Origin of the sequence: Deinococcus betulae (genome assembly GCF_020166395.1) — a bacterium.
GTDB lineage: Bacteria > Deinococcota > Deinococci > Deinococcales > Deinococcaceae > Deinococcus > Deinococcus betulae.
Genome location: NZ_JAIQXU010000006.1, coordinates 102177 through 121365 on the forward strand (window position 1 = coordinate 102177; position 19189 = coordinate 121365).

13 protein-coding genes are annotated in these 19189 nt (G+C 68.5%); 3 read left to right on the forward strand and 10 right to left on the reverse strand.

All coding sequences use genetic code 11. The features are described 5' to 3' along the window. Positions 1-71: 71 nt before the first annotated feature. A complete protein-coding gene (locus tag K7W42_RS06710) occupies positions 72-494 on the reverse strand; it encodes a DoxX family protein (protein WP_224573315.1) in 423 nt (140 codons plus the stop codon). Between the two features lie 115 nt (positions 495-609). Here K7W42_RS06710 and K7W42_RS06715 point away from each other — a divergent pair, with 115 nt between their 5' ends. Beyond that, the gene (locus K7W42_RS06715) at positions 610-843 is read left to right on the forward strand and encodes a 4Fe-4S dicluster domain-containing protein (protein ID WP_224573445.1); all 234 of its coding nucleotides are present in this window, start codon (positions 610-612) and stop codon (positions 841-843) included. A gap of 40 nt (positions 844-883) precedes the next feature. Next, on the forward strand, positions 884-1549 hold the full coding sequence (locus K7W42_RS06720; protein ID WP_224573316.1) for a Crp/Fnr family transcriptional regulator: 666 nt from the start codon (positions 884-886) through the stop codon (positions 1547-1549). Between the two features lie 253 nt (positions 1550-1802). On the opposite strand, the gene K7W42_RS06725 is transcribed toward K7W42_RS06720, so the two are convergent. The 3 genes from K7W42_RS06725 to K7W42_RS06735 form a co-directional block, all read right to left on the reverse strand. Beyond that, positions 1803-2150: a VOC family protein gene (locus K7W42_RS06725; RefSeq protein WP_224573317.1), complete on the reverse strand. Its 348-nt coding sequence runs from the start codon at positions 2148-2150 to the stop codon at positions 1803-1805. A 56-nt stretch (positions 2151-2206) separates the two neighbouring features. Further along, the gene (locus K7W42_RS06730; protein ID WP_224573318.1) at positions 2207-3445 is read right to left on the reverse strand and encodes a hypothetical protein; all 1239 of its coding nucleotides are present in this window, start codon (positions 3443-3445) and stop codon (positions 2207-2209) included. A 120-nt stretch (positions 3446-3565) separates the two neighbouring features. Further along, positions 3566-4471: an aminoglycoside phosphotransferase family protein gene (locus K7W42_RS06735; RefSeq protein WP_224573319.1), complete on the reverse strand. Its 906-nt coding sequence runs from the start codon at positions 4469-4471 to the stop codon at positions 3566-3568. Between the two features lie 89 nt (positions 4472-4560). Between K7W42_RS06735 and K7W42_RS06740 the strand changes: the two genes are divergently transcribed. Further along, positions 4561-5058, forward strand: a complete 498-nt coding sequence (locus K7W42_RS06740) for a GNAT family N-acetyltransferase (protein ID WP_224573320.1) — start codon at positions 4561-4563, stop codon at positions 5056-5058. A 9-nt stretch (positions 5059-5067) separates the two neighbouring features. Here the strand turns inward: K7W42_RS06740 and K7W42_RS06745 are convergent, their stop codons facing one another. From K7W42_RS06745 to K7W42_RS06770, 6 genes are all read right to left on the reverse strand, one after another. Next, a complete protein-coding gene (locus K7W42_RS06745; RefSeq protein ID WP_224573321.1) occupies positions 5068-5565 on the reverse strand; it encodes a DUF2716 domain-containing protein in 498 nt (165 codons plus the stop codon). Continuing rightward, positions 5562-6599 carry a DNA topoisomerase IB gene (locus tag K7W42_RS06750; RefSeq protein WP_224573322.1) on the reverse strand — a complete coding sequence of 346 codons (1038 nt, stop codon included), beginning with the start codon at positions 6597-6599 and terminating at the stop codon, positions 5562-5564. Before K7W42_RS06750 ends, K7W42_RS06745 begins: the two co-directional genes overlap by 4 nt. Then, positions 6599-7345 carry a uracil-DNA glycosylase gene (locus tag K7W42_RS06755; protein WP_224573323.1) on the reverse strand — a complete coding sequence of 249 codons (747 nt, stop codon included), beginning with the start codon at positions 7343-7345 and terminating at the stop codon, positions 6599-6601. The genes K7W42_RS06750 and K7W42_RS06755 overlap by 1 nt, the downstream gene beginning before the upstream one ends. 458 nt (positions 7346-7803) lie before the next feature. Next, positions 7804-11400 carry a DUF11 domain-containing protein gene (locus tag K7W42_RS06760; RefSeq protein ID WP_224573325.1) on the reverse strand — a complete coding sequence of 1199 codons (3597 nt, stop codon included), beginning with the start codon at positions 11398-11400 and terminating at the stop codon, positions 7804-7806. Between the two features lies 1 nt (position 11401). Beyond that, positions 11402-16249, reverse strand: a complete 4848-nt coding sequence (locus K7W42_RS06765; RefSeq protein ID WP_224573327.1) for a DUF11 domain-containing protein — start codon at positions 16247-16249, stop codon at positions 11402-11404. Continuing rightward, positions 16250-19117 (reverse strand): DUF7933 domain-containing protein, encoded by a 2868-nt coding sequence (locus tag K7W42_RS06770; protein ID WP_224573329.1) that lies wholly within the window; start codon positions 19115-19117, stop codon positions 16250-16252. Between the last annotated feature and the right edge of the window lie 72 nt (positions 19118-19189).

Genomic DNA, 19189 nt, shown 5'->3' on the forward strand with positions numbered 1-19189 from the left:
TTCCCCGATATTCCGCCTGTGCGGCCCTCCGCCCTCAGTGGACGCAGGCCAACAGGGTTACTGTCCCCTGGTCAGCGGCGCTCTTTGGGCCAGGCCCCTGTACTCCAGAGCGCCCACAGCACCAGGACCGGCTGAAACGGCAGCCGGGCGGCGCGCTTGGTGTCCGTGTCCATCCCCAGGGCGCTGCGGTGATGCACAAACTGGGAGATATTGCCGGGAAACACCGCCACAAAAAAGGCCGCCAGACCCCAGCCCAGTGCGCGCCGAGTCGGCGGGGCCAGCGGCGCCAGCAGCGCGGCCCCCAGCGCGATTTCCACCACGCCCGACGCCAGGACGGTGGTGTCCTTGGTTACCGGCAGGCCGTCCGGCACCTGCGCCTGAAACCCGCGGCGGGCAAAGGTCAGGTGGCCCACACCAGCCAGGACCAGAAAGCTGCCCAGCAGCAGGCGGCCAGCGTGGCGGCGACCAGACGAAGCAGGAGGGGTGGGGGTCATGGGTCTACCGTAGAGGCCGAGGGCGCGGGGCAGATGTGCGCGGCTTCAGGCGGCGTTGACAGGCGGCTTGACCAAAGTCATGGCGGCGCCGCCGACCCGCGCGGCAGCCTGGGGCATGGCCTACGTGATTACCTCCCTGTGTGCAGGCACGCGCGACGGCGCCTGCTTGCAGGTTTGCCCCAAAGACTGCATTCATGACGCGGGCGCGCAGTTCGTCATTGACCCCGAAGAATGCATTGACTGCGGCGCCTGTGCGGTCGCCTGCCCAGTGGGGGCCATCTTTGACGAGGCCGACCTGCCGGCCGAGCACCGAGCAGCCCCCGACCTGAACCGCGCCTTCTTTCGGTAGGCCCCTGGGCCAGCCTGAAGGGGTGTGCCAGCATAGGTGGATGTCCGGCGCCCTGACCCTGCTGCGCCGCTCGGCGCCGTTTGCGGCGGCCTCGGCCGCAACCCTGAATGACCTGGCGGCGGGGGCGCGGTGGTGCTGGCCTGAACGCGGGCAGCAACTGTTCGGTCCTAGCGACCCGGTGGACACCCTCTTGCTCCCCGCGCAAGGCGGCGTGCGGGTGTATAGGGTCAGCCCTGCCGGGCGCGAGCTGACCCTGCGGGTAGACGGGCCGCAGCAACCCGTGGAACTGGCGGCGGTGCTGAGTGGGCAGGCCTGGCATGGGGTGGCGGCGCAGGCGCTGGGGGCTGCTCCTCAACTGCTCTGTCTGCCGGCTCAGGCGGTGCAGGGCGCCCTCCTACACGACCCAGCGCTGGCAGCGGCAACCATCACCCACTTGGCCCGGCGCGCTGCTGACAGCCAGCGCCACCTGGCCGCCCTGGTGCTGGGCGGCGTGACCGAACGCCTGGCCGCTGAACTGCTGCGGCACGCCGCAGCCCCCTGGCCCCTGCCCACCAACAGCGACCTGGCCGCGCGCCTGGGCACAGTGCCGGAAATCGTGAGCCGCAAGTTGGGTGAGTTCTACCGGCGGGGCGTTATTGACCTGCGGGGCCGCACCGTGACGGTGACAGAACCTGTCACCTTGCAGCGGCTGGCCGAGGGCAGCTGAGCGCAACCTTGACTGGTTGCTGACCTCGCCTCTAAAGACAGAACCCAGGACAGCCACCTGAGACGGTTCTAGGGCGAGTAGCGAGAGTCACGGACGCTAGACGGCGGCCTGGTGTGAACGCCCCTCCTCCAACTTCCAGTTGCGCCGTTCACACACCAGCCGAGAGGGGGTGTCTTCGGGTCCAGGACCTCTTCTGCTCTGTGAGCCGTGCAAAGAGAGCATCATCACGCCCACGACCTCACTGGCGCCTGATCTACTTCTGGACCACGCAAAAGCGGTTGCCGTCCGGGTCGGCCAACACCACGTAATCGGCGCCCGGTTCGTAGCGCCAGTCCACCCGCTGCGCGCCCAGAGCCAGCAGGCGCTCGACCTCGGCCCCCTGGTCATCGGCGTACAGGTCAAGGTGGTGGCGGCGGTGGGTCTGGGCTTCACTGGTCACGAGCTTCAGGGCCAGTTGCACGCCCTCGCCGTGTTCAGGCACCAGCACGGACCAGTCATCAGACGGAGCCTCACGCGGACGGTAGTGCAGCGCCGCAGTCCAGAAGGCCACGGCGCGCGCCACATCGCGCACACCCCACACCACAGAACCAATGCGAATCATAGGCTGCACCTTACGGGAGCCGCAGCGACCAGACCAGCCCTGGCGCGGCTGCTCGCTTATATCTCCAGGCTCAATTCAGCGTGTGCCGTGTTCACCTGCAAAGGGGTATGGTAACTGCGAATCCGCACGCCCCCCGCTTCCAGCGTAAACCCGTCCCCGGACAGGCGGACTGCCTCCAGCCCCGGAATAATGATCTCTCGGAAGCCCGAGAGCAGCGGATTAAGACCAGCCGCCACTGTCAGGCATCCCTGACCCAGCACTTCCCCCTCGACCGCTCCATTGGCAAACTGTAGAAACCGGTGGTGGAGGACGGCCCCCTCGCCCAGCACCAGCGTATTGAGTGGATCAAACCCCCGCAGCCACAGGGGCTGGACAGAGCGCAGCACGAGCCGCTGCCCCCGCTGCCCTTCGAAGGTGCGCCGCGCCTCCTGCTGGCGGTGGGCGACCCGTGCGGCCTCTGCCCCGGCCCAGGCCTGGACCTCAGGGCTCATCGGCCCCCGCTCTGCCGGGGGAGTATGGGCCGCCAGCAGCTCATCCAGAGCCGCTCCCGACGCTTCCACCAGGGTCTTCCAGTCGAGAGACAGGCGGTCCAGCAGCAGCGCGTAGGCGGCGCCAGTCGTGTAGGCGCGCTGGCGCACCGCCTCCGCAGCATAGTCCACCAGAGGAAACACGGGGACGGCCTGGGCAAATCCCAGTTCAACGTAATGGGCCAGGCCTTCTTTGCGTTCCATTGCCCGCTCATAGGTCACGTGTTCGGCCGACAGCCGCTCACACCGGGCTTGACGCCAGGCCAGGGCGCGCCCTGCGTGAAGGGGCCAGGTGTTGGCGTCGGGCCGCAGGGCCCGCTGAAGCGCAGCGCTTTCCAGCGCGCGCGCCGCCAGAATGAAAGGGTCAGCCACCGGGTAGGTCAGGGCCGCCAGTTCATCGGCGCCCCAGAAGCCACGGGGGTCCCCTTCCTGATACACATGAAAGGCCTCATGGACAGCCAACCCTGCGAGTTGCAGGGCCGTCAGGTGGCTGTCCACACTGCCCAGCATCAGGCTGGCGGCCAGCCGACCGTCCGGAAGGCGGGTGGCCGTGTTTGCGGTCATGCTGGGGTGCCGTCCTAGGTAGACCCAGGCGTCCTTCTGTTCCTGCCAGCCAGGCTCGGGCGACGGCGCTCCCCAGAGGACGGTGCCGTGCCCGTCGTAGGTCAGGTACGGGATGGCCGCAGGCACAAAATTCGGCCAGAGGCATCTTGTGTCGGCCTGGATAAGCGTCAGGGCCTGCCGGAACAGAGCGGTGGAAACGGGCATTAGGGTCAGGCCTCCTGGGCAGATCGCACCCCTACGGGCCACCGACGCTGGTGGGCCAGGGGGCGGCTTCCCTTCAGTGTGCAGCCCTGGCCCTGTGTTGGAGGCCCAGGTTGACCGGGATTATTGGAGACACTCCGTCAGCACCGCCTCAATCTGCCGCACCGAGATGGCCGCCAACTGGGGATTGGTGTGCTGGTAATAGGGCCACGCCACCGCGCCGATACTCAGCGCCCAGCCGCGCCCGCGTGCCCAGGTGGCCGGGTCGGGGGCCAGGGCCGCGCGGAAGGTGGCGCGCGTGCTCGTATTCAGCAGGTTCCAGGCGGGTTGGAGGTCCACCGCCGGGTCGCCCAGCGTCAGCGCGCCCCAGTCAATCACCGCGCTCAGGCGGCCCGCCTGGGCCAGCAGGTTGCCGGGTTTGAGGTCACCGTGCAGCCAGGTGGGCGGGCCAGCCCAGGCGGGGGCGGCCAGCGCTTCCTCCCAGACGGCCAGCAGCCGGGCGGGATCAAAGACGGGGGCACAGGCGGCAATGGCTTCTCGGGTGCCCTCGTCGCGCTCCAGCAGTGGCCCCCCACGCGAGCCTTGCGGCAGGTCGGCGGTGGGGGTAGGCACCCGCCGCAGCGCCTGAATGAACGCGGCCAGGTCACGCGCGAACTCATGGCCGTCGCGCACAGTGCCCAGCGCCGCCTCAGTGCCCGGCAGCCAGCGGTAGACCGCCCACGAAAAGGGAAAGCCCTCGCCCGGTTGGCCCACGAACAGCGGCTCGGGAATGGGGACAGGCAGGGAGGGGGCCAGCCGGGGCAGCCAGGTCGTTTCCTTGACCACATCGGCGGCGGCCCAGCCAATCCGGGGCAGCCGCACAAGCAGGTCGTCGCCCAGGCGAAAGATGGCGTTGTCGGTGCCGGCCGAGGGCACGCGGCGCAGCGCAAGGGCGGCCCACTGAGGACATTGCGCCGCCAGCAGCCGCGCCACCTGGGCGGCGTCTATCAGCACTTCGGCTTCGTGCATGCGTGTGGGGGGCTGGTCCATTCGGTCTACCGTAAACGGCCCGGCCTGGCCGCTGCATGGGCCAGGAGGCGTATCGCCCGCTCCGGCCGCGCCCTTCTAGACTGAAAACCATGCTGCACCTTCACCCGATGGACGACGGCACCTTCGCACAGTTTCTCGCGCATACCGTGCCCCAGTACGCCGCCGAGAAGGTTCGGAACGGCCAGTGGAGCCCCGACGAAGCGCAGGACCGCGCCGAGGCGGAGTATCAGCAGCTGCTGCCCCAGGGACTCAACACGCCTGACCAGTTTCTCTTTTCACTGCTGGACCCCAGCGTGGGCGCGCCCGTCGGCGTGTTGTGGTACGGCCTTCAGCACCGGACCAACGGCACTGCGGCCTTCATCTACGAGATTGAGGTCTTCGGGGCCTACCGGCGCCGGGGCTACGCCACCCAGGCCTTCGCCGCGCTGGAAACGGACGCGGCGGCCCGCGGCGCGACCAGCTTGCAGCTGCATGTGTTTGGTCATAACACGGGCGCGCGGGCGCTGTACGAACGCCTGGGCTTTCAAGTCACGAACGTCAATATGAAAAAAGAGTTGACTGATACGGCCCAAACACCGGCCAGCTGACCCGGCGCTTCAGGGCTGCACCACTTGACCGTCTTGCCGGACCCGGCGACTCAGCAGAGGCACGGGCAGCGGCGCCAGAGCCTTCAGCAACGGCGCCCCAAAGACACAGAGGGTTCTCTCCCACGGATGGCCGAGGGTACCCCAGGCCAGGCCCGGTCCCAGTGTGATGGCGTAGTCGCCGTCAGGAAACAGGCCGTGCGTGAACGGATGGCCCCGCACAGGCACGTCGCCGGCCTGAGGCGCATAGGCAAAGCACTCATGCTGCCAGTCCAGGGCATAGACCTCCTCGCCTGGACGGGTCAGCATGCGGAAAGCCGTCCAAAAGCAGGCGTACAGTTCATCTACATCCGCCTCTGACCAGCGCTCTGGCAGCGCAAACGTTACTGAAGGCGTCGGCTCCTGGAAGCCCGGCCAGCGGGACACACTGGGCGAAAACTTCAGCCCGCCATACACGGAGTCCCAGACCTGCGTGGCTTCCGGTTCCTTTAGCGTTCGCCAGCCTCTCAAGCCGCCTTCTTCTTTCTGCCTCTCAGCGTCTTCTCGCTCTCCAGTAGCCTTTTGAGGGCGGCCTCGCTGCGGGTGAGGCCGTCCAGGTCACCTTCACCATTGGTGGCGCGCGGCTCGTAATCGTCCAGCACCTTGCTGTCCAGGTAGCGGTCAAAGATGACGGGGCAGATGTAGCTGCTGCGCGTTACCGCAGGGGTATTCCCCAGGTCGGCGGCCACGTATTTCACGCACTCCACCAGCACCTTACGGGCCTGGCGGTCGGTGTCAGCCACGCCCACCTCGGCCAGATATTCGGCCGCCAGCAGGGTGCCGCCCCAGGTGCGGAAATCCTTGGCGGTAAAGGGGCCAATCACTTCCCCCAGGTAGGCGTTCAGTTCGCCCGAGCGGATACGGCGGCGCCCCCCCTCGGCGTCCACCGTCTGAAACAGCCACGGTCCCGGCAGTTCCAGCAGGCGGCTGATGTTGGCGGCCAGCGTCCGGTCGGTGGTGGCCTTGTGCTGGGTGATGCCGTGCTTGCCCTTGAAATGAAAGGTGACGGTGTTGCCCTCCACCTTCACGTGCCGCTGGCGCAGGGTGCTCAGGCCGTAGGTCTTGTGCTGCTGGGCGTAGATATCGCTGCCCACCCGGAAGCGGGCCACGTGCAGCAGGCGCGACATCAGGGCGGCGACCTTGCGCGGCGGCAGGCCAGCGGCGCGCAGGTCGCTGCCCGTCACGGTTTTGAGGGTGCCCAGCGCGCCGGCAAAGCGGGTCAGGCGCTGCCATTTTTTCAGGGCGCCCGCCTGCACAAAATCCGGGTGGTAGCGGTACTGCAGCCGCCCAGCGGCGTCGCGGCCAAACGCCTGCACCTCGGCGTCGGCGTCGGGCGAGACGAACACGGCCTCGTAGGCGGGCGGCACCGCCAATCCCGCAATGCGGGCCAGCCCGGCCTCGTCAGCATAGGGCGTGCCGTCGGGCCAGGTGTAGGCAAACGCCTTGGGGTCATGGCCCTCCCGGCGCAGATAATCCTCCTGCAACAACTCGGTGCGGGTGGGCATTATTCCTCAGCCTTCTGAGGCAGTTGCCAGTCAATCGGCCCGCGCCCGGACGCCTCCAGGGCCGCATTCACCTGCGAAAAGGGGCGGCTGCCAAAAAACTTGGCCTCGCTCAGCGGGCTGGGGTGCGCCGATTCGATGACCACGTGCTGCGGCCCGGTAATCAGCTTCTTTTTCTTGCGGGCGTAGGCGCCCCACAGCACGAACACCACCCGCTCCTCTTTGACATTCACGGCCTTAATGACCGCGTCAGTAAAGTGCTCCCAGCCCTTGTTGGCGTGGCTGTTGGCCTGGCCTTCACGCACGGTCAGCACGGCATTCAGCAGCAGGATGCCCTGGTCGGCCCAGTGCTTCAGGTAGCCGTGGCGCGGCGGCACAAAGCCGGGTATGTCTTCCTTCAGCTCCTTGTAGATGTTCCGGAGGCTGGGCGGAATGGTCACGCCGGGGCGCACCGAGAAACTCAGGCCGTGCGCCTGGCCAGGACGGTGATAGGGGTCTTGCCCCAGAATGAGCACCTTCACGTCGTCCAGCGGGGTGAAGCGCAGGGCGTTGAACACGTCGGCAGCGGGCGGGTAGATGGTCTGCTCGCGCCGCTCCTGCACCAGAAAGTCCTTGAGATCATGAAAATACGGCGCGGCAAATTCCGGCTCCAGCGCCCGCTGCCAGGATTCGGGCAGGCCGGCGGGCAGGATGGCTTTGGGGGTCTCGGGGGCCGGGGTCAGGCCAAACAGGTCGGGTTGGTCACTCATGGAATCGGGCTCCTTTGCGCCCCAGTCTGGCGTGTCTGACACGCGAATGTCTCGGGGAGATCCTGCGCTTTTCTTTTGGCTCGGCCTCAGGGAGGTGGTGTGCGGAGTGGACTTGCACAGCGAAGGAATCGTCACAACCAGCCGCCGTGGATTTGCGGGGGGTGATGTTCTTGCCAAGGTGTAACGCAACATCGCTGTGAGAGGGATGCAAGGTATGGACAGAGCCAGCGCCCTCCAGAGTTTTGAACTGATACGAACTGCGATTACATCGCTTACAAAAGCGATGCAATCCGAGCGGAGCGAGAAGGAGAAAAACGGGTTCCGGGCGTGGAGCCGGCAAATTGGCTCTCTTCCGATTTGTCGGCGGAACAGACGGAATCCGTATGAGCCGATAGACTCCCTAGACAGCAACGCGGGCGGCCCCTGAGGAAAGCCGCCCGCGCAGGTGAGGGAAAAGGTTACTGAATAGCCGCCCGGAAGCAGAAGGTGACGCTCTGGCCGGGGAGGAGCACGAAGCTGCCACCCTGCACGCTCACCTTGCCGCCGCTCAGCACACCGGCGTCCCCGTCGGCGGCGGCGGTGTAGTACACGGTACCGGCCGGGGTGGTCACCTTGATGTCCTGCCCCGGCGCAAAGCCGTTCACGCGGAAGGTCGTGTTGGCAGGCACGGTGTCGCTAAAGACGATGTTGCTGGCGTTCAGGCCACCCTCGTTTTTCGTGACGATGCAGTATTCCAGCACGTCGCCGGGGGTGCCGCTGCTGGTCGTGCCCACCGGGCCGCCGCGCGTGATGTTCTGCACGGTCTTGCTGACGGTCAGCTTGCTCTGGAACACGGGTGTGACGACCTCATTGGAAGGCACACCGGTCTGAGGCCCGTCGGTGTAGCGCACCAGCGCCACATTGCGCACTTCGGCGGGGTTCAAGGTGAAGGGGGTATTCACCGTCACGCGGAAGGTTACCACCGCTTCGTTGTCCAGCGCGTTCGGGGTGGTGTCAATCTTCAGAATCTGGGTAGTGCAGACGGCTGCGGCCTGGCTGCAAATACCAACGGGCTGGGCGAAGGGGTAAGCGGCGCCAGTCAGCGGCGTGGGGGTGCCGCCCGTCACCGTGCTGGCAAAGCCGTTCACGCGGGCGCTGCCGGCCACGTAGGTGGTGCCGGCCGGCAGGGCGTCTGTAAAGGTCACGCCGCCGGCGGGCAGGTTGCCGCTGTTGCGCGTCACGATGGTGTATTCCAGGGTGTCGCCGGGCTGCACCTTGTCGCCCGTCGTGCCCGCCACCTTGCGCACACTCTTCACGACTTCCAGCCTGGGGGCGTAGGAGGGGAAAAAGCAGCTGGCCAGGTCGGTCGAGCCAGGGGCCGAGGTGCCCACAGGGGTGTAGGTCACGCCGACCAGGTCAATCTTCACCAGGCGGCCCAGGTTGTCGCGGGCGTAGATGCCGCTGGGGCTGGCGGCAATGCCGGCGTACTGCGAGCCTTCGGCGGGATTGCTCAGGCGGCCCAGGTACTCGGCGCGCACGCTGGCGGGGGTAATCAGCCACAGGTCAATGCTGCTCGCGCCCGTGACGGCACTGACCATGTACAGTTTGCCCGCGTTGTCGGCGAAGAAGTCGCCGTTGTCATAGAAGCTGGGGGCCCCGCTGCTGGCCGAGGTCACGGTGCCCAGCTTGGTGACGGCGTAGGGGCTGGCGGTCTCGAAGCGCCAGAAGTTCGCGCCCGAGTCCATGGCGTAGCCGATGCCGGTGCTGGTCACGGCCATGCGCACCAGGCGGCCACTGATGTCGCTGAACACGCCGCCGCTAAACCAGGCTTTCGTCAGCGAGTCGTAAATACGCAGGCGGCCGTCATCGGTGGCGGTGAACAGGCGCCGGGCGTCGGTCGAGATACCCAGCGTGGCCGAGGTACCGCCGTCGGGCAGCGCAGTCACCAGCGCGCCCACGGCGTTCGTGGTCACGTCCAGCACGCGGATCTCGGTGCCGTTCGAGCTGCCCGCCGCGTTGGTCAGGGCATACACCTGCTGGCAGGTGGGCTGCGCGGTGGGGGGCGTGACAGTCGTGGTGGAGGTGGCGCACTGGCCAGCGGTCGTGGTGCAGGTGCCGGGGTCCGGGATGGGATCGGGGTCGCCGCCGCCGCCCACGCTGGCCTTGTTGATGATGGTGCCGGACAGGCCGCCGTCCAGCGTCACAGCAACTGGGATGGTGACGCTGGCGCCCGCTGCCAGGACAGCGCTGCTCGTGCAGGTCACGGTCTGGCCACTGGTCGCGCAGGCCCAGCCATTCGCCGTGAAGCTGGCCGGGGCGCTGACGCCCGCCGGCAGCAGGTCCCTGACGGTGAGGGTGCCGGCCGTGGGCACCGTGCTGGTGTTCTTGACCGTCAGGGTGTAGACGGCGCCGCTCTGGCCGGCGGTCCAGGGGCCGTTGTTGCTCTTGGTGATGGTCAGCTCAGGCTTGACGGGCACCGGGCATGTCAGTTTCAGGTCGTCCAGCTTCAGCACGTTGGTGTCGGCCGCCGTGCCGTCTTTCAGGGTGTAAATCTGGAGGCTGACCTGCGTGCCGGGGCTGGTAAAGGTCGGCACGGTCTGAAGGGTGTAGTCGGTGGTGACGGGCGAGCCGTCCGCCTGGCGCAGCAGCGCGCCGCCGCTGTCACGGAAGACGTAGCGCAGCTGCGTGGCCGTGTTCGAGTGGCTGCGCACCCAGTTCTGGTAACTCAGCTCGGCGCCTGCCGGCACGTTGATTTTCTGCTCGTACAGCAGGCCCGGCGTGGTCAGGGTGCCGCCGTTCTTGCCTTCAAAGCTCTTGATGTTCATGTACACGGCGTGGCCGCCGTTGCCCGTGTGGTCAATATCGCGCCACAGGGTGTAGGTGCCGTCGGTATTCGTCACCGTGCCCGCGTCCGCGCGGTAGGCATGGTTCTGCACCTCGCCCAGCGGGCCGCTGGTGTTGAAGGTCTGGGCAAAGGGCGAGTTGACCGTGCAAACGCCCGTGACCGGCGCGGGTGTGGGCACCGTCACCGTGGTCGTATAGGTGGCGCACTGGCCGGCCGTCGCCGTGCAGGTGGCTGGGTCGGGCTGTGGGTCGGGGTCGCCGCCGCCGCCCACACTGGCGCGGTTGGTCACGCTGCCCGCCGCACTCTGGGCCACGTTCACTCCAAAGGTCAGGGTGCTGCTGGCGCCAGCGGCCAGCCCTGGTGTGCCTGTGCAGGTCACGGTCTGCCCGCTGACCGAGCAGGTCCAGCCGCCCGTGGTAAAGCTGCCGCTGGTGGCCGTGATCCCGGTGGGCAGTAAGTCCTTGACGGTCACGGTGCCCGTGGTGGCCGCGTTGCCGGTGTTCTTGACCGTCAGGGAGTAGGTCGCGCCGCTCTGACTCGCCGTCCAGGGCCCGTTGCCACTCTTGGTGATGGTCAGGGTGGGCTTGGCCGGCACCGTGCAGGTCAGCTTCAGGTCGTCCAGTTTCAGGGCGTTGCGGTCCTCACGGGTGCCGTCTTTCAGGGTGTAAATCTGAAGGGTGACCTGTGAGCCGGGGCTGGTGAAACCCGGCACCGTTTGCAGGATGTAGCTCGTGGTGGCCACGGCGCCGTTCACCTGTTGCAGCACGTTGCCACTGCCGTCGCGGAAGACGTAGCGCAGTTGGGTGTCGCTGTTCGAGTGGCTGCGCACCCAGTTCTGGTACGTCAAGGTAGAACCGGCAGGCACGTTGATTTTCTGCTCGTAGATCAGGCCTGGCGTGCCCAGATTACCGCCACTGTTGCTGCCGAAGGCCTTGATGTTCATGTACAGCCCGTAACCGCCGTTGCCGGTGTGGTCAATGTCGCGCCACAGGGTGTAGGTGCCGTCGGTGTTCGTCACCGTGCCCGCGTCCGTGCGGTAGGCGTGGTTCTGCACCTCGGCCAGGGCGCCGCTGGCATTGAAGCTCTGGACGAAGGGGGCGTTCACCGTGCAGGTGCCGGGGGTGGGCGTGGTGTTGGTCGTGGCCGTGACCTGGGCGTGCGCGGCGAAGCTGCCGAGCAGAGCCAGGGCCAGGCCGCCCTTCAGGGCGCGCGTCAGACTATGCAGGGGCATCTCAGCGGCCCTCCTCGGTGGTGGGCGCGGCCTCGCCGGGGGCCAGGGTCACGCCATTAGGCTGGTTGTCGTCCAGCATCAGGTCCAGGCGCAGGTACAGGCCCTGACGGGTGTAGATGTTCGTGCCGATGCCGCTAAAGCCCACCGGGTTGTAGCCCAGGGTGACCCAGGTGCCGGGCAGGGCGCGGTAACTGGCTTCCAGGCCCAGGCTGCTCAGGGTCGAGCCGGTGGCTGGCTGCACCAAGCCGCGCGCCGCCAGGCCCAGGCCCAGGCGGTCGGTGACGTAATAGGTGCCGCTCAGCGAGCCCTGATAAGTCGTGCCGCCGGCCTGGGCCAGCAGAGTGCGCCCGGCCACGCCGCCGCGCACCGCGAACTGCGGCGTGTGGTACTCGGCGTTGACTTCGCCAATGACCTCGGGGGTGCCGCCGGCCAGGGCGCCGTCCTTGTAGCGCAGGTAGGCCAGGCCCTGCCAGGGGCCGGCGCGCAGCGCGGCCGAGGCGGCGTAGTGGCTGCCTGACCCCGCTCCAAAAATCTGGGTGGCGTCGGCCGCCAGGGTCAGCTGCTCATTCAGGCTGTAACTGCCGCCCGCCTTGAGGGCCACGCTGAACGCCCCGCCCGTGTTGGCCGCGTCCGCCGAGAGGCTCGCGCTGGCGCGGTCGCCGGCGTAGCGCAGGGCCACGCCCGCGTTCCAGCCGCCCTCGTTGGTGGCGTCGCCGTCCAGATCCAGAATGTAGCTGCCGCCCACCTCCACAGCCGTGGTGTCGTTGATGGGGAGTTTGGCGTCGGCGCCAAAGCGGGCGCGGTTGCCCCAGCCGTCGGCGCCGGGCAGGTCGTAGGTGACCGCCACGTTCGTCAGACCCAGGCTGGCCTGGAGCCCCAGGCTGGCGCGGTGGCCCTCGTCCCAGTTGATGTCGTCGCGGGCGGTGAGCACCACGTTCTCGCCCACCGGCACGCTGGCCTTCAGGGCGGTGGTGGGGTCCAAGTCGCCGCTAAACGGCTGGGCGTGTTCGGCCGAGACCTTGAGGCGGCCGTTGTCGTACCCGGCACTCAGGAGGCCAGCCACACCCTGCTGGCTGCCGTACCCGGCGCGCACGCCGGCCCCCAGGGTAAAGGGCGAGAACGAGTACAGGCCGCGCACCTCGGCCGTGCCGCCGCTGACTTCCGGCGTTCCGGTGCCCGCCGGGGTGCGGGTGTAGGTCGCGCGGGCACTGACCCCAAAGCGTTCACTGATGGCGTAGGTGGCGCCGGCGCTCAGGCCCAGGCCAGGGGCCGCCGCGTTCAGGCCCGCATACGCACTGTCCTGGTAGTGCGCCGAAGCGTTGACCGTAAACCGCTCGCCGGTCAGGTCGGCGCTGCCGTTGACCAGCACGCCGCCCGCCGAGTAAGCCGCCAGCAGGTCAGCCCGCGCGCCGTCCGCCGCGTAGCGGGCGCGCACGCCGATGCTGGTCACGCCGCCGATGTTGACGGCCGCCGCGCCAATGCGGGCGTTCTCGCCCAGGCGGCTGCCTACCTGCACGCCCCAGGCCAGTTGCCGGGCGCCCAGAGGATTGTTCAGACGGTACGACACGCGCACGCGCAGTTCGCGGCCGTCCTCGTCCACCAGATTCAGGGGCCGCTGGAAGTACAGCACACCCGCCGCCGCGTCCAGGGTGTAGTCCGTCAGGCGGGTCAGGGTCTGCACCAGTTCCTCGGCCCCCGTGTCGGGGTTGAGGCTGACCAGCTCGACGGTTTCGCTGTCGCGCTGCAAGTTGCTCTGGCCCAGCGGCAGCACCCGCAGGCCGTTGGCGGCGATGGTGCGCCGCACAAGGTCGCCGGGCAGCGCCGCCACAAAGCCCGACACCTGCGGGTTGCTGCGGGTAAAGCCGCTCAGGGCCGTGGGGGTAATGCCGACATTGAACACGTCCACCGGGAGGGGCGCCTGGCGGTACGACACGCTGAAGCCGGGGTGCTCGTAGCGCGCCGCCACCGGGTCCACGCCTTGCAGCGGCAGGGTTTCGGTGCTGCTGTCGCCGTAGTTGGGGTAGCGCTCCAGGGGGTTGGCAGTGGTGGGCAGCCCCTGCGCCGTGTCCTGGCGCACGGTGGTCTGGCCGGCGGCGGTGCGGTCAGCCACCACGGCGCCGCTGGCCGCGACGTACAGCTTGCCCTCGCCAATCGGGGTTTCCAGGTAGGCTGCGCCGCGCGCCTCGGCGCTCACCGCGCCGCCGCCCTGCAGCAGCACGCCGGCACTCACCATGCCGATGCCCACGCGGGTGGTGCTGGGCAGCGCCTCAAAGGCCTTGCTGATGGTGCGGTCGCCCAGGCGCACGCTCAGGTCAAAGCGGCCGGGCACCGCCATCGGGTCCAGTTCCAGCACGCCCTCGCCGTCCACCAGTTTCACCTGATAGCTGGCCACGGCAGGCTGGGCGTCGCTCTGGGCGGGTTCCAGGCTGGCCTGCACGGTGACGTTGCTGCTGGCGGTGGTCAGGCCGCCCGCGTCGGTCAGGCGAATGGCCACCCGAATGGGCGTCACGCCGTCGGCCACCAGTTGCTCGGCCTTCAGGTCGGCATTGACGGGCGCACCCGCCAGAAAGACGCGCACCGTCTGGTCGCCGTAGGTAATGACGTTCTCGCCGCTGCGCAGCGCGATGCCGTAGAACTCCTGGCGCTGGGTGCCGTTTGCCGGGTCCACGCTCTTGCGGCCCAGGGTGGCGGGGTCCACCGCCACGCCGTTCACGAGCGGCAGGTCGGTGCTGTCGGCGGGGCTTTCCAGCGTGACGGTAATCCGGTCGCGTTCACGGAACACCGCGCCGTCCAGCGGCAGCTTCAGGGCGCCGTCATTCTCGGCAGCTTGCGGCTGGGCCGCCGCCACTGGGCTCAGAGCGCCGAGGTCGTCCAACCGGCCCTCGCCCACCAGCACCCGCAGCGTGTTGCCCGCGTACTTGCCCACCAGGGTGGGGCTCTCCAGGGCGGGCAGGCTGCCTTCGTGGGTGACCGTGTAGGTCAGGACGCCGCGCGGCGCGCCGGGGGTGGTCCAGTAAAACTTGCCGCCGGGGCCCACCTGGGGGTCGGCCAGAGGCCGGCCGCTCAGCTGGCTGCTGCCCGGCACGTAGGTGCTGCCCTGGGGCGGCTGGTGCGCCACGATGACCTGGGTGGCGCCGCCGGTTCCCGGCACGTCGTAGGGAATCCGCACGGTGCTCTGGCGGGTCTGCGAGACCACCGGCGTCGGCGCCGGGGGCGTGGGGGTCTGCACCGTCAGCACGCCGCCCACGACCTGCTGGCTGTCACAGTTGCTGCTCAGGGTGGCGCGCAGCTGGCCTTCCTGGCCGCCGTCGCCCTTCACGCGGGCGCGGTAGGTCAGGGTCTTGGTCTCGCCGGGCGCCAGTTCACCGCTGAAGGTGGCGGGGTCCAGGGCCTCCAGGGTGGCGCCGGGCTCGTCGGTCAGGGTGTAGGGGGCCGGGGCCGAGGAGGTGTTGCGGACGGTCAGGGTGACCGTGACGGTCTCGCCCGCCAGGGTGGTGGGCAGCTCGGCGCGGCGCAACTCGATCTGGGTGGCGGTGGGCAGCACCCGCACCCCGACGGCCTGGGTTTTGTTCCAGGGCGCCAGGGTCGCGCGGGCCTCGCCGCCGCCGGGGGCGTCGGCCCTGGCTTCAAAGGTCAGCACGCCAGGGTTGGCGGCGTCCACACGGGCCGTGGCGGTGGTCTCGCCGCTGGCGGTAAAGCCGGCGGGCAGCGCCACCCGCAGGTTGGCGGGCAGGGTCTGCCGCTCAAAAGCGGTCTCGGCGCGGGCCGTGAAGGTCACCACGTCGCCCACGCAGACTTCCGGCTTGTTGGCCGTAAAGGTCAGGTCCACGCTGGGCCTCACCTGCACCGCCACGCGCGCCGTCTGGCCCTTGACCACCGTGGCACTGGGGGCGTCCACGGTCACGTCGGCGCCGGTAATCGGCTCGGCGCTGACGGGGTATTCCTTGGCGGGCAGGGTAAAGGGGCCAGCCGAGCCGTTCACGTTGTAAGCCTGCTCGCCCACCGTCACGGTGGCCTGGGTGGGCAGCACCTCGTCGGGCAGCACCAACTCGGCGCGGATTTCCAGGCGGCCCGTGGTGTCGGCCGTGACGATCTTGATGGGGCCGGTGGTCAGTTCAAAGCCCACCGAGTTGCTGTACTGATAGGTGTCGGCCGGCTGGCGCAGGTACAGGGTGTAGTTGCCAGCGGCTTCGGGCACCGCCACGTCGTCCCACTGCAACTCGCCGCTGACCTTGACGGGGTAGGCGTTGCCCTGCGCGTCGCGCAGCTCGGCTTCCATCTCGGTGGGGCCGTCGCCGTCATACATGCGGATGCCCATGGGGCCGCCGGGGTTGTAGACGTTCAGCGCCGGCACCCAGTCGTTACTGCGGATGGTGACGTTCAGGTGGTCGGCTTCGACCGCCGCACTCACCGAGTTCAGGCGGAAGGCGAAGGTGTTCTTGCCGTTGCCCTCGGTGCGGACCTTCAGGGTGTAGGTGCCGGCGGGCAGGTCGCTGTTCAGGAAGGTCTGCCAGTCCTGGGCGCCCACGCCGAAGTCCTGCTGCTTGACGACTTCGCCGGCGGCATTGACCAGGGTAAAGGTGCTGCTGACCGGCTCTTTGGGGGTGGCGGCCGAGTAGTTCTCGTCGCCGTACTGGTCGGGGCTGCGGTAGTCGGCGGGGTCAAACTGGGCGCCGTACACGTCCAGCTGCACGCGCGAGCTGAGGCCCACGATCAGGCGCAGGTCCTGGTCGCCCACTGTCCACATCAGCTTGTTGCCGACGGAGGTCAGGGGCAGGGAGGTGGCGATTTCCTGCGCTGCGGCCGTCCCAAGGAGGGCCGCCGTCAGGGTGGTGAGGGCGCGTTTCACTCAGTACCTCCAGCTCGCCGTCGGGTCGGTGACGGCGCCCTTGGGGTCGCCCGCCCAGCGGAAGCGGTACGTAACCGCTCGCTCGCCGGTCGGCAGCGTGTCGTAGGTCAGGGCGTTCTGGCCGTCAATCAGCACAGCGCCTTCGGGGAGGGGATCGTTGACCTGCACCCCGCTCAGGTCAGCGGTGGCGCTCAGGGTCAGCTGCACGCGGTATTCGCCGGGCGTCTCGTCCACAAACAGCTGCTTGCGGATGGTCAGGGCCTGGGCCGTTTGCAGCGGCAGCGTGGCGGTCACGCGCAGGGTGGTGTCGCGGATCACCGCAATTTCGCCCAGGTCGGGGGCCAGCGGGAAATCCACGCTGGTCAGGTTGCGCACGTACACCAGGCGGCTGCCGGGGCGGCCCGCATCCTGCGGCACGCTGAGGTTCTGGGCACTCACGCTGTTCGGGTCCAGGCGCAGGGCGTGGGTGCCTTCCAGCAAGTTGCGGAAGTGGTAGCGGCCCTGGGCGTCGGTCAGGGCGATGCGGCCGCCGGCCAGGATGACGCGGGCGTTCTGCTGCGGAATATCGGTGCCCAGGTCGTAGACGCCGTTGCGGTTGACGTCCATGAACACGTAGCCCACCACGTCAGCGGTGTTGCGCCCGAAGATCAGGGGGTCAATGGTGTTCACGGCGCTGCTGACCGGGGTCTGGGTCTGGCCGTTGTTGCTGATCGCCGTGGCAATCGCGCTGTTGCGAATCTGGGTGCCGGCCTCGGGGGTCACCTCGGCGTCAAAGGTCACGACGGCGGCGGCGCCGGGGGCCAGCCCCGGAATCTCCCAGGTGTAGGTGCGGCCCGAGACGGTCGGTTCAATGGGGGCGCCGTTCAGGCGGCTGCTGCCCTCGATGTACACCAGGCCAGCCGGCAGCGTGTCCTGCACGCGGATGGTCTGCAGGGCGGCCGTGGCGCTGCGGTTGGTCACGGTAAAGGTGTAGGTGATGGTCTGCCCGAACGACACCCGCTCGGGGCTGCTGGTCTTGACCATGCTGAGGTTGGCCTGGTCAAAAACGCCGTTTTCCACGGGGTTGGACTCGGTGGGCGTGGGAATCTCGTCACTGACCACGGTAAAGACGTTGAGGGCCAGCGCGCCGTCCGGGGTGCCCTGGGGCACGCGGGCGCGCAGGGTCAGGCTCACGCCCTCGCCGGGGTTCAGGCGCGAGAAGCGCCACACGACAGCCGTGCCGTCCAGCACGCCGCCCTGGTCCGCGCTGATAAAGGTCATGGTGTCGGTGCGCACCACGTTGCCCTGGGCGTCCAGCACGCGCAGGTTTCGCAGGTCGTCACGGATCACGACGTTGTTCAGGGCAAACGTCTGGGTGTTGGTAAAGCTCAGGGTGTAGGTGATCTCCTGCCCCGGCGCCACCAGGCCGCTGCCTGCGCTGCCCGACTTGACCGGGCTCAGCAGGTTCTGGGACACCGTGGTCACCACGTCCACCGTCAGGTTGTTGGCGGCGCCCTGGCTGCTGGCGGCCGTCAGTTCGATACGCAGGTCCTCGGCCGCCGAGCTGACGCTGCCCGACCGAATGAAGTAGCAGGCGTTGAAGTCCTTGGTGGCCTGGGGGGCCAGATCGGGCACCCGGAAGGGCTCCAAGATGGGCGTGCCGTCGCGCTCGCTAAAGCGGATGGTCGCCTGGCCCAGCGCCACGCGCCCGGTAATCGTAATGGTGTCGGGGCGGTCACCCAGGTTCTGCACCGTGTGCGGGAAGCAGACCTCATGGCCCAGCAGGGCGTTGGCGCGCACCTGCTTGTCGTCCTCGCTCAGTTCGCCGCCGGGCAGGGCCTGTGGATTGTTCAGTGGCCCCAGCGCGATGGCCGGGGTGTAGCGCACCGTCACGTCGGCCGGCGCGTCCACGGCGATGTCGCCGCTGCGCAGCTGACCCACGTTGCGCCGGGTGCCCACCGCGTCAGCGGGCGCGCGCAGGCGGAAGGTCAGGGTCAGGGTCTCATTCGGGGCCAGGCTGGGTGTCCGCACGCGGATGGCCGCCACCGGCACGGTCTCGGCAGCGTTCCAGGCCGCGCCGTCAGCACTGAATTCCAGCACGCCGCTGCCCGTCACGCGCGCGCTGCCACTGATAAAGGTGAAGTCGCGCATCTCGGGCGTGTTCAGGAAGTCGGTGACCGTCACGGCGCGCGAGGGGCCGGCGCCAGTGTTGCGGGCGGTCAGGGTCACTTCAGTGTCCTGGCCGGGGCGCAGGGTGGATGGAGTGAAGGTCTTGGTCAGCGTCAACTCGGGGGGCTGACCCACGCTCAGGCGGCCTACGTTGTCGTCGTCGGTTTCACCAGGGCGGCCCGAGGCGTTGGTGGCGCAGGCGGCCACGAGGTTGACGTAGGCGTCGCCCCGGTTGGCGGCGGTGGTCGTGGCGGGTACGAACAGCGTGACGGCCGCGTCGGCGTCCAGAGTGACGGTCTGCACCGCCGGGTCGTCGGCGTCCAGCTGGCCGTTGCCGTTCGTATCGGCCCGCACGCTCAGGTCGCCGGGCGTGAACTGCGAAGCCGCCTCGGCCACGGGCCGCAGGCTAACCGTGTTGCGGGCGTTGCCGGCATTCGTCAGGACGTAGCGCAGCGCCGCGCCCTCGCCGGGCAGCAGCGTAAAGCTCTGGCCTGGCTGGGCCACCGTGCCGCTGGGCAGCACGCTCAGCGCACACACCGGCTGCACGGTGGTCGTGACAGGCGGCGTCGGAACAGAAGTAGGCGGGCCGTCGTCCGGGGTGAATTCCAGGGTGGCCTGGTTCTGAATCACCGTTCCGGCCGGCGTGCCGACCGCGTGGGCTGGGCCAAATAGACCCAGCGCCAGCGCGGCGAGCGTTGTAAGCACCGAAGGGTTTCGCACGTTGCCTCCCAGGGAAAAAAGGGTGAAGTGAAAAGCAGTCTTGTGTTGAGGGGGTGTGGGGGAGCGCAAAAG

Bases quoted from the DNA above. Each gene is read 5' to 3' on its own strand.
- K7W42_RS06710 (WP_224573315.1), bottom strand. From the start codon at position 494: ATGACCCCCACCCCTCCTGCTTCGTCTGGTCGCCGCCACGCTGGCCGC.
- K7W42_RS06715 (WP_224573445.1), top strand. From the start codon at position 610: ATGGCCTACGTGATTACCTCCCTGTGTGCAGGCACGCGCGACGGCGCC.
- K7W42_RS06720 (WP_224573316.1), top strand. From the start codon at position 884: ATGTCCGGCGCCCTGACCCTGCTGCGCCGCTCGGCGCCGTTTGCGGCG.
- K7W42_RS06725 (WP_224573317.1), bottom strand. From the start codon at position 2,150: ATGATTCGCATTGGTTCTGTGGTGTGGGGTGTGCGCGATGTGGCGCGC.
- K7W42_RS06730 (WP_224573318.1), bottom strand. From the start codon at position 3,445: ATGCCCGTTTCCACCGCTCTGTTCCGGCAGGCCCTGACGCTTATCCAG.
- K7W42_RS06735 (WP_224573319.1), bottom strand. From the start codon at position 4,471: ATGGACCAGCCCCCCACACGCATGCACGAAGCCGAAGTGCTGATAGAC.
- K7W42_RS06740 (WP_224573320.1), top strand. From the start codon at position 4,561: ATGCTGCACCTTCACCCGATGGACGACGGCACCTTCGCACAGTTTCTC.
- K7W42_RS06750 (WP_224573322.1), bottom strand. From the start codon at position 6,599: ATGCCCACCCGCACCGAGTTGTTGCAGGAGGATTATCTGCGCCGGGAG.
- K7W42_RS06755 (WP_224573323.1), bottom strand. From the start codon at position 7,345: ATGAGTGACCAACCCGACCTGTTTGGCCTGACCCCGGCCCCCGAGACC.
- K7W42_RS06760 (WP_224573325.1), bottom strand. From the start codon at position 11,400: ATGCCCCTGCATAGTCTGACGCGCGCCCTGAAGGGCGGCCTGGCCCTG.